Consider the following 9870-nt stretch of genomic DNA (forward strand, 5'->3'; position numbering starts at 1 on the left):
TCACCGAGGCCAAAGCGACCGAACTTGCCGAACTAATGGAGACCACCAACCCGGCCGAACTCACCCGCGGCATCACCAGAATCCAAACCCAGCTCATCGCCCTCGCCGCCGAGAAAACACAGGCTCTGGAAGCCTCAATCACGCGAGCAGAAATAACTGAGGCACGCACAACACTTTCGCGAGCATCTTGACATGAGTCATCACGCCCGGGAGTTCATCCTCCGGATGGGGTCCGGACCGGCGCGGGATGCATAGACTCGACCCCATGACGCACCCCGCTCCGGCCATCCCTGACGCCCGCCCTCCGAGGCGACGGGCATCCTTGGCGTGGTCTGTGCTCGCCTTGTTGGTTGTGTTGCCAGTTGCGGGGGTATCGATGTTCCGGGCAATCCCAGCGGAGTGGCCCCTGATCGTGGTGCAACTTTTGTCCTTCACGCCCTGGATGGTGGTGCCTGCGGCCTTGGCAGTGATTCTGGCGGCCCTGGGTCGTCGCCTGTGGGTGATCATCACGACGGCGGCCCTGCTGGCTGTGCAGCTGTACTGGCTGTTTCCGCTGGACACCGGACGCGTGCAGCCATTGCCTCCAGGGACTGCCTCCGTCTCCGTGAAGGTCATGAGCCTCAACACCGAGTATGGCGAGGCAGACGCTGCCACCATAGTGGGGCTTGTCCGTGACAACGGCGTTCAACTGCTGACCCTTCAGGAACACACTGAGGGGCTGGAGGACCGCCTTCGTTCGGAGGGCTTGGAAAAAATTCTGCCCAATCTGGTGAGCGAACCCCATGATGACGCGTCCGGGGGTGCGGTCTATTCCGTATTTCCGCTGGAAGCGGCGGGGCTCTTGCCTGATACGCCGTTCCGAATGGATGTCACGCGCGTACTGTTGGCGGACTCCGGGACTGGTTCCAAGGCCACGCTGAGTCTTACCAATGTCCACACGCTTCCGCCGGTTGACGAGCGGATCGCCCAGTGGCGCAGCGATCTCATGAAGGTGGCCCGCCAGGCTTCACGTCCCGGGAACCAACTCCTGGTGGGCGACTACAACTCGACGTTTGATCACTCCGAGTTCAGGGAATTGTTGGACTCCGGACTGGCGGGCGCACCACAGGGTGGATCGAAACTCGTGGATGTCGGGACGGCCTCCAACGGACGGTTCTCCGCCACGTGGCCCATGGAGGGGCCGCCGCTGCCGGGAATCGTCATCGACCATATAGTCACGACGCCCCGGATCAGCAACAGCAACTACTCCGTTCACGAGGTGCCCGGCAGCGATCACGCAGCCATCATGGCGACACTGGGCATCCCCGCCAACTAACTGCCGTCCTTAGCCCTCCTTGCGAACCAACTTGTGGTTGGCTGCCTGGGCGACCGGTCGGACCACGATTTCATCAAGGTTGATGTGATGCGGCAGGGAGACGGCGTACTTCACGACGTCCGCGACGTCTGCGGCAGTCAAAGGCTTCTCAACGCCTGCATAGACCTTCGCGGCAGCGTCCTTGTCACCCAGCCGGTTGAGGGCGAATTCCTCGGTGTGCACGAGCCCGGGAGCCACCTCAATGACCCGGATGTTGTTGCCCACCTCTTCCAGGCGCAGGGCATTGGTCATGGCGTGCTGGGCGAATTTCGCCGCGTTGTAGCCGGCACCTCCCTCGTAGGCCGAGAGCCCGGCCGTTGATGTGAGGTTCAGGACCGTACCTTCACCGTGCTGCCGGAGCATGGGCAGGAAAGCGCGGGTAATCTTCATGGTGCCCAGGACATTGACCTGGTACATCCACTCCCAGTCCTCTGTGTCTGCGTTCGCGATGGTGTCCGCGCCCCGTGCGCCGCCGGCGATGTTGATCAGCGTGTCAGCACCCCCGGCTTTGGTGACGGCCGCGAGCAACGCTGCAACGTCGTCGTCGTCCGTGATGTCTGCCGGGAACGGAACCGCACCGGTTTCGGCACCCAAGGCACCGAGCCTTTCAGCCCGACGGGCAACGGCAAAGACCGTCCATCCGGTTGAGACCAAAGCCCTCACGGTCGCTTCGCCTATGCCGGTGCTGGCACCGGTAACGACGGCCGTCTTGTTCTGTCCTGCGGGGGTGTTCTGCGCTGCCAAAGTCATGGCACCACCTTATCGGGGGCGTGGAGTCCTCCCGCGGCGGGCTGTAACGCCAGGCCATGAAACAATTGGTCCATGGCTGAATCAACGCAGGGTACAGACACGCCCGCCACCGCCCCCATCAACGTTCCCGACAAGCCGGCCCTTGAAGGCCTTGAGACTGCCCTGACGCAGCGCTGGCTGGAAGAAGGAACCTACAAGTTCAACCCGGACACCACCCGGGAGCAGGTCTACTCGATCGACACTCCCCCGCCTACGGCATCCGGCTCGCTCCACGTGGGCCACATGTTCTCCTTCACCCAGACCGACGTCCAGGCCCGCTACATGCGCATGACGGGCAAGAATGTCTTCTACCCGATGGGCTGGGACGACAACGGCTTGCCCACCGAGCGCCGGGTCCAGAACTACTACGGTGTGCGCTGCGATCCCGCCATCCCCTACAAGGCCGATTACGCTCCGCCTGCACAGCCCGCCAAGAACCAGCGCGATTTCGACGTCGTTTCGCGCCAGAACTTCATCGAACTGTGCGAGGAACTCGCCGTTGAGGACGAGAAAGTCTTCGAGAACCTGTTCCAGACCCTTGGCTTGTCCGTGGACTGGGACCTGACGTACCGCACCATCGACGACACCTCCCGCGCAGTGTCCCAGCGGGCCTTCCTGGCCAACCTGTCTGCCGGCGATGCATACATGGCTGAAGCACCCACCCTGTGGGATGTCACGTTCCGCACTGCTGTAGCGCAGGCTGAGCTTGAGGACCGCGAAGTTGCCGGCGCCTACTACCGCTACCCGTTCTTCACCGAAGACGGGGAAAAGATCTTCATCGAGACCACTCGTCCGGAACTGCTCGCCGCTTGTGCAGCCCTGGTAGCCAACCCCGACGACGAGCGGTACCAGCCGCTGTTCGGCAAGACTGTGAAGTCCCCGCTGTTCGATGTGGAGCTCGAGGTCAAGGCCCACCCGCTCGCCAAGGCTGACAAGGGCTCCGGCATCGCCATGGTGTGTACGTTCGGTGACCTGACCGACGTCACCTGGTGGCGTGAACTGCAGCTGCCCACGCGCGCCATCATGGGCCGCGACGGCCGCATCATCGCTGAGACCCCTGACTGGATCACCACCGACGCCGGCAAGGAAGCCTACGCCGCGATCGCCGGCAAGACCGCTTTCTCCGCAAAGGAAGCCGTGGTTGAACTGCTCAAGGCAGCGGAGCTGTTGGATGGCGAACCGAAGAAGATCATGCACCCGGTGAACTTCTTCGAGAAGGGCGACAAGCCCCTCGAGGTAGTTACCTCCCGTCAGTGGTACATCCGCAACGGTGGCCGCGACGAAGAACGCCGTGAACGCCTGATCGGCCGTGGACAGGAAATCACCTTCCACCCGGCATTCATGCGCTCCCGCTACGAGAACTGGATTGCCGGCCTGAACGGCGACTGGCTTGTATCCCGCCAGCGCTTCTTCGGCGTGCCCATCCCCGTCTGGTATCCCTTGGATGCCCAAGGCAATCCGGACTACGACAACCCCATCCTGCCGTCGGACGAAATGCTGCCTGTGGACCCTGCCGCGGATGCCGCACCAGGGTTCGAGGAATCCCAGCGTGACCAGGCCAACGGCTTCACGGGCGATGCCGACGTCCTTGATACCTGGGCCACCTCCTCGCTGACTCCTCAGATTGTCGGTGGCTGGAGCCGTGACGAAGACCTGTTCTCCAAGGTCTACCCCTTCGACCTCCGTCCCCAGGGCCACGACATCATCCGCACCTGGCTGTTCTCCTCGGCCGTCCGGGCCGACGCCTTGCAGAAGAATGCTCCGTGGAAGCACGCTGCCATCTCCGGCTGGATCCTGGATCCTGACCGCAAGAAGATGTCCAAATCCAAGGGCAACGTTGTGGTGCCGACCGATGTGCTCAACGAGTACGGTTCAGACGCTGTCCGCTATTGGGCAGCATCGGCCAAGCTCGGCGCTGACACAGCGTACGAGATCGCCCAGATGAAGATTGGCCGCCGTCTAGCGATCAAACTGTTGAACGCCTCCAAGTTCGTGCTGAACCTTGGCGCCACCGAGAACTCTGTCGTGTCCGGCGACCTCTCGGTGCTGACCAATCCGCTGGACCGTGCGTTGCTCGCGCAACTGTCCGACGTCGTCGCCCAGTCCACCAAGGCGTTCGAAAACTACGACTATGCCCGCGCGCTCCAGATCACCGAGTCGTTCTTCTGGCAGTTCACAGACGACTATGTTGAGCTGATCAAGGACCGTGCCTACGGTGCCGCAGGCGAGACCGAGCAGGCTTCCGTTCTGGCAGCGCTGGCAACAACCCTCGACTCGCTCCTGCGCCTGTTCGCCCCGTTCCTGCCCTTCGCCACTGAAGAGGTCTGGGGCTGGTGGCGCACAGGCTCCGTCCACCGTGCAGAGTGGCCCGCCGCCCTGGAAATCACCGACGGCGACACCACCATGCTGGGCACTGTGGGCATTGCGCTCAGCGGTATCCGCAAGGCAAAGTCAGAGGCCAAGGTCAAGCAGCGCACAGAGGTCCTGTCTGCATCCATCACCGCCTCGGAGGTCCTGGTCGCCCAGTTGAAGGCCGGCCTCGGTGACTTGAAGGCTGCCGCCAACGCGCAGGAGATCACGCTCCAGTCCGGCGAAGGTGAGCTGACAGTCAGCGATGTTGTCCTGGCACCGGCCGAGGAAACGCCCGCGTCCTAGCCTTCCGGCGGCCGGAGTTCAAGAGCCCAACAGTTTTTGGGAAAAGGGGAAGCCCCATCAGCGTTTTGCCGTTGGTGGGGCTTCGACTTTTCGGCTGTCTGGTGACGCCTTGACAGTCTGGCGGAATCCTTGGAATTTCAGGTCTTCCTACCTCGTCACTGGTAGCTTGCTTCCAACTTTGCCAAAGGCTGCGTTGGTTGCATATCACTGAATCTTTGGTTTCCGTGTCCCTCTTCTTTCGAAGTGGGTAAGAACCATTGTTGTCCTGCCGACGGAGATGCACAAGGCTTCCGGACGAACTACAATCCTGTAGTTCTCCTGCGGCCCAGGTCCTACCTGTGGCAAAGTATTGTCCATGCCGGAACTCCCAGAAGTGCACGGCCTGTGCATGTATTTGGACACCCAACTCCATGGAGCTGTGCTGACCGAGGTCCGTATCAATTCCTTCTCAGCACTCAAGACTGCGGATCCTCCCTATTCCGCCCTGGAAGGCCGGACTGTTCAAGGTGTCCGACGCATCGGGAAGTTCGTCTGCGTTGACGTCGACGGCCTGTTTTTCGTGTTCCACCTGGCGAAGGCAGGGTGGGTCCGCTACACGGAACATCCCTCCTCGGCCGGCTTGCGAATGGGGAAAAGCAACATCTCAGCACGGCTCCTACTCCACCGACCCGCGGATGATGCCCACATCGGTGTCGACCTGACGGAGGCCGGAACCAAGAAGAGTTTGGCAATCTACGTGGTGCGTGATCCCCAGGACGTCCCGGGGATAGCAACCTTGGGCCCGGAGCCACTCAGTCCCGACTTCGACCTTGATGCCCTGGCGACGATCCTTGGATCCAGTTCACAGCAGATCAAGGGATTGCTTCGGAGCCAGGGCGTCATTGCCGGCATAGGCAACGCCTACAGTGACGAAATCCTGCACGCCGCAAAAATCTCTCCCTTCGCCAGCGCCAAGTCGCTGGACCAACAGACAGTCGCACGGCTCTACGCGGCCATGCAGGAGGTTCTGGTAGGAGCCGTCAACGCAGCCGCGGGCAAGCCGTCCAGCGAACTGAAGGACACCAAGCGCAGCAACTTCCGGGTGCATGCCCGGACCGGGCTTCCATGCCCGGTGTGTGGTGACACAGTAAGGGAGGTGTCCTTTGCGGACACCTCCCTGCAATACTGCGCCACTTGCCAGACCAACGGGAAGATACTGGCCGACCGCCGGACTTCGCGTTTCCTGAAGTAGCGTTTGGGCTAGTTGAATTCCGGGCCTTCGCTGCGGCTGCGCTTCAACTCAAAGAAATGCGGGTATCCGGCCAGAGTGACGGTGGCGTCCCAGATGTTTCCTGCCTCTTCGCCGCGCGGAATACGCGTCAGGACGGGACCGAAGAACGCCGTTCCATTGAAGGCCACGACGGGGGTGCCTACGTCCTGCCCCACCAAAGAGATCCCCGCCTCGTGGCTTGTGCGCAAGTGAGCGTCGTACTCATCCGAGTCCGCAAAGCGTGCCAGGTCGGCGGGCAGGCCGACCTCGGCAAGGGCCTTCTGGATCACCGAAGCACGGTCCTTGTTGCCCTCATGGTGGATCTGCTCCCCCATGGCGTCATACAGCGGCTTGACGTACGTGCTGCCGTGCAATTCCTGGGCGGCAATAATCACGCGGACCGGACCCCAGCTGTCATCCATCATCGCCCTGTAATCGGCCGGAAGGTCGCGGCCCTCGTTCAGGACGGAAAGGCTCATGACATGCCACTCGGTCTGGATCCCCCGGACCTGCTCCACTTCGCCGATCCAGCGCGAGGTGATCCAAGCAAACGGGCAGACAGGATCAAACCAGAAATCGGCTTTGTTGACGGTTTCTTCGGACACGATCTGATCGGGCACAGGGAACTCCTCGGAAGGGTGGGAAACGTGGCAAGCAGGCGGTCCCAGCGGAACCGCTCCTTGCTTAGGCCAACAGAAGGCTAGGCCGACTTATTCCGGCGCTTGGCTACGACGTCATGGGCGATCATGGTCGGCTGCGCCTTCTTCGCTACGACGTCGGCCGTAATGACCACGGTGGCGATGTCATCCCTGCTGGGGAGATCGAACATGACCGGCAGCAGCACTTCTTCCATGATGGCCCGGAGGCCACGGGCGCCGGTACCGCGCTCAAGCGCCTGATCCGCGATGGAGTCCAAGGCGTCGTCGTCGAACTGCAGGTCAACGCCATCCAACTGGAACATCTTCTGGTATTGCTTCACCAATGCGTTCTTGGGAGTGGACAGAATCTGGATCAGGGCAGGCCGGTCCAGGTTGGACACCGTAGTGATGACAGGGAGGCGGCCGATGAACTCTGGGATGAGGCCGAACTTCAGCAAGTCCTCAGGCATTACTTCGCCGTAGGTGTCCACATTGTCACGGGCTTCGTTGAGCGGCGCGCCGAATCCAATACCCTTGCGCCCGGACCGTGAACCAATGATGTCCTCGAGGCCTGCAAAGGCGCCGGCAACGATGAAGAGGACATTGGTGGTATCGATCTGGATGAACTCCTGATGCGGGTGCTTACGGCCTCCCTGAGGGGGCACTGACGCAACGGTTCCCTCAAGAATCTTCAGGAGTGCCTGCTGCACACCTTCGCCGGACACATCACGGGTAATCGACGGGTTTTCGCTCTTCCGGGAGATCTTGTCGATCTCATCAATGTAGATGATGCCCTGCTCGGCCTTCTTGACGTCGTAGTCAGCGGCCTGGATGAGCTTAAGCAGGATGTTCTCGACGTCTTCACCGACATAACCGGCCTCTGTCAGGGCGGTCGCATCGGCTACGGCGAAGGGGACGTTAAGGCGCCGGGCCAGCGTCTGGGCCAAATAGGTCTTACCGCAACCCGTGGGGCCAATCAGGAGGATGTTGGACTTTGCGATCTCCACGTCCTCGTGGTGTGATCCCTCACCGAGGCTCCCGGTCTTGGGTGCGTGGCCTGCCTGGATGCGCTTGTAATGGTTATAGACTGCCACCGCCAACGACCGCTTGGCCGGTTCTTGACCGATGACGTATTCCTGCAGGAAGTCGAAGATTTCACGGGGCTTGGGCAGTTCGAAACTGCCGAGATCGGAAACTTCAGCGAGTTCCTCTTCGATGATCTCGTTGCACAGCTCGATGCATTCATCGCAGATGTAGACACCGGGCCCGGCAATCAGCTTCCGTACCTGCTTTTGGCTCTTTCCGCAGAAAGAACACTTCAGCAGATCCGTGCTCTCGCCAATCCGAGCCATGTGGGAATCCCTTCGTTGCATGCGGGTGATGCGGCTCCGCGCCGTCATCAAGTGTGCGGCCAAGCCGCGGCTGGCACCACCGTGACAACATCCACTCTAGGTCACAATGGGCTGCTTGGGTGGAAACAGAACGCCGGTGCGGTCCATATTTCGCGAACCGCACCGGCGTCGAATTCCGTGTGCTACCGGGAGATTGCTTGGGGCTTGATCTTGCGGGAGTCCAGAACCTGGTCAATGAGACCGTAGCTCAGGGCGTCCGCCGCCGTGAGGATCTTGTCGCGCTCGATGTCATTGTTGACCTGCTCGGAAGTACGGCCCGAGTGGTGCGCCAGAGTGTCCTCAAGCCAGGTGCGCATGCGCATGACTTCAGCCGCCTGGATTTCAAGGTCGGAGGCCTGCCCACCTTGGCCACCGGACAGAGCCGGCTGGTGGATCAGGACACGTGCGTTCGGAAGCGCCAGTCGCTTACCCGGGGTACCCGCAGCGAGCAGAACTGCAGCTGCACTGGCGGCCTGGCCCAGGCATACCGTCTGGATCTCCGGACGGATGTACTGCATGGTGTCGTAGATGGCCGTCATGGCCGTGAATGAGCCGCCTGGCGAGTTGATGTACAAGGTGATGTCGCGGTCCGGGTCCGTTGACTCAAGGACCAGCAACTGGGCCATGATGTCGTCGGCGGAGGCGTCGTCAACCTGGACACCGAGGAAGATGATGCGGTCCTCGAACAGCTTGGTGTACGGGTCCTGGCGCTTGAAGCCGTAAGGTGTGCGTTCCTCGAACTGGGGCAGGACGTAACGGCTGGACGGGAGATTACCGGCAGACCATCCGAAGTTGTAGTTCATGTTCTTTACTCCTGGGGTTTCAGTGGTTCTTGGTGCCGGTTAGTTTTCGGAGTTCGACTCTGCGCCCGACTGGTTGGCCGTACCGCCACCACCGGCAACAGAACCGGCGTGCGCCGAGATCTTGTCGAAGAAGCCGTATTCCAACGCCTCGGGGGCCGTGAACCACTTGTCGCGGTCATTGTCCTTGAGGATGGTCTCTACGGACTGACCGGTCTGCTCAGCCGTAAGTTCCGCCATGACCTTCTTCATGTGCAGGATCAGTTCAGCCTGGATCTTGATGTCCGAGGCCGTGCCGCCGATGCCGCCGGAGGGCTGGTGCATCAGGATGCGGGCGTTGGGCGTGGCGTAACGCTTGCCCTTGGTGCCGGACGACAGGAGGAACTGGCCCATGGAGGCAGCCAAGCCCGTTGCGACTGTGACGACGTCGTTCGGAATGAACTGCATGGTGTCGTAGATGGCCATGCCGGCCGTCACGGACCCACCCGGGGAGTTGATGTACAGGTAGATGTCCTTCTCCGGGTCTTCGGCCGAGAGGAGGAGGAGCTGGGAGCAAATGGCGTTGGCATTCTCGTCACGGACTTCAGAGCCGAGCCAAATAATGCGCTCTTTCAGCAGGCGGTTGTAGATGTAGTTGTTCTGGGCTGCGGGATCGACAGTTGCCATCCGGGGAGCCTCTGATTGCTGTGACATAAGTACTTACCTCTCGCTGGTGCCAGTGACCTCACTGAACTTCACTACTTGGACACTAACTGTTTTCCGGGGTGATTTGTTCGCCGGAATCGCGCTGTTCGCTGACGGCGCACGTCTACGCTCGGCAGCAATGTTCAGCCTTAAAAGCAAACCGGCCCCCGGGGGGGGGCTGCGGGGGGGGGGGAAGGGGGTGGGGAGTACTTGACGGGGGGGGGGGGGGGGGGTGGGGGCGCGGGGGGGCCGCCCCCCCGGGGTTTTGGGGGGGGCGCGCGGGGGGGGGGGGGGGGGGGGCCCGCGCGGA

The 9870-nt window shown here is 61.6% G+C and carries 9 protein-coding genes; 4 read left to right on the top strand and 5 right to left on the bottom strand.

Annotated features, from left to right (window positions below; genetic code table 11):
* Together LN996_RS22560 and LN996_RS22565 are read left to right on the top strand one after the other, a co-directional pair.
* A partial coding sequence (locus tag LN996_RS22560; protein ID WP_374202243.1) for a hypothetical protein occupies window positions 1-191 on the top strand: 191 nt, incomplete at its 5' end.
* 74 nt (window positions 192-265) lie between these two features.
* Window positions 266-1315 carry an endonuclease/exonuclease/phosphatase family protein gene (locus LN996_RS22565; protein ID WP_231343313.1) on the top strand — a complete coding sequence of 350 codons (1050 nt, stop codon included), beginning with the start codon at window positions 266-268 and terminating at the stop codon, window positions 1313-1315.
* Between the two features lie 9 nt (window positions 1316-1324).
* On the opposite strand, the gene LN996_RS22570 is transcribed toward LN996_RS22565, so the two are convergent.
* Window positions 1325-2104, bottom strand: coding sequence for an SDR family oxidoreductase (locus LN996_RS22570; RefSeq protein WP_231343315.1), 780 nt, complete (start codon window positions 2102-2104; stop codon window positions 1325-1327).
* A 72-nt stretch (window positions 2105-2176) separates the two neighbouring features.
* Here LN996_RS22570 and valS point away from each other — a divergent pair, with 72 nt between their 5' ends.
* Window positions 2177-4798, top strand: coding sequence for a valine--tRNA ligase (valS, locus tag LN996_RS22575; RefSeq protein WP_231343317.1), 2622 nt, complete (start codon window positions 2177-2179; stop codon window positions 4796-4798).
* 355 nt (window positions 4799-5153) lie between these two features.
* Window positions 5154-6029, top strand: a complete 876-nt coding sequence (locus tag LN996_RS22580) for an Fpg/Nei family DNA glycosylase (protein ID WP_231343318.1) — start codon at window positions 5154-5156, stop codon at window positions 6027-6029.
* Window positions 6030-6037: 8 nt separating this feature from the next.
* Here the strand turns inward: LN996_RS22580 and LN996_RS22585 are convergent, their stop codons facing one another.
* The 4 genes from LN996_RS22585 to LN996_RS22600 all read right to left on the bottom strand — a co-directional run bounded on the left by LN996_RS22585 (window position 6038) and on the right by LN996_RS22600 (window position 9542).
* The gene (locus tag LN996_RS22585; protein ID WP_308102754.1) at window positions 6038-6667 is read right to left on the bottom strand and encodes a DsbA family protein; all 630 of its coding nucleotides are present in this window, start codon (window positions 6665-6667) and stop codon (window positions 6038-6040) included.
* Window positions 6668-6747: 80 nt separating this feature from the next.
* Window positions 6748-8037 carry an ATP-dependent Clp protease ATP-binding subunit ClpX gene (gene clpX, locus LN996_RS22590; protein ID WP_144651484.1) on the bottom strand — a complete coding sequence of 430 codons (1290 nt, stop codon included), beginning with the start codon at window positions 8035-8037 and terminating at the stop codon, window positions 6748-6750.
* A gap of 182 nt (window positions 8038-8219) precedes the next feature.
* Complete coding sequence (locus LN996_RS22595) at window positions 8220-8879, bottom strand: ATP-dependent Clp protease proteolytic subunit (RefSeq protein WP_026542391.1); 660 nt, start codon at window positions 8877-8879, stop codon at window positions 8220-8222.
* Between the two features lie 39 nt (window positions 8880-8918).
* Window positions 8919-9542, bottom strand: a complete 624-nt coding sequence (locus tag LN996_RS22600) for an ATP-dependent Clp protease proteolytic subunit (RefSeq protein WP_231343320.1) — start codon at window positions 9540-9542, stop codon at window positions 8919-8921.
* Between the last annotated feature and the right edge of the window lie 328 nt (window positions 9543-9870).

It is taken from the genome of Arthrobacter sp. AK01, assembly GCF_021109375.1.
Lineage (GTDB): Bacteria > Actinomycetota > Actinomycetes > Actinomycetales > Micrococcaceae > Arthrobacter.

Bases quoted from the DNA above. Each gene is read 5' to 3' on its own strand.
- LN996_RS22570 (WP_231343315.1), bottom strand. From the start codon at position 2,104: ATGACTTTGGCAGCGCAGAACACCCCCGCAGGACAGAACAAGACGGCC.
- valS (WP_231343317.1), top strand. From the start codon at position 2,177: ATGGCTGAATCAACGCAGGGTACAGACACGCCCGCCACCGCCCCCATC.
- clpX (WP_144651484.1), bottom strand. From the start codon at position 8,037: ATGGCTCGGATTGGCGAGAGCACGGATCTGCTGAAGTGTTCTTTCTGC.
- LN996_RS22565 (WP_231343313.1), top strand. From the start codon at position 266: ATGACGCACCCCGCTCCGGCCATCCCTGACGCCCGCCCTCCGAGGCGA.
- LN996_RS22600 (WP_231343320.1), bottom strand. From the start codon at position 9,542: ATGGCAACTGTCGATCCCGCAGCCCAGAACAACTACATCTACAACCGC.
- LN996_RS22580 (WP_231343318.1), top strand. From the start codon at position 5,154: ATGCCGGAACTCCCAGAAGTGCACGGCCTGTGCATGTATTTGGACACC.
- LN996_RS22595 (WP_026542391.1), bottom strand. From the start codon at position 8,879: ATGAACTACAACTTCGGATGGTCTGCCGGTAATCTCCCGTCCAGCCGT.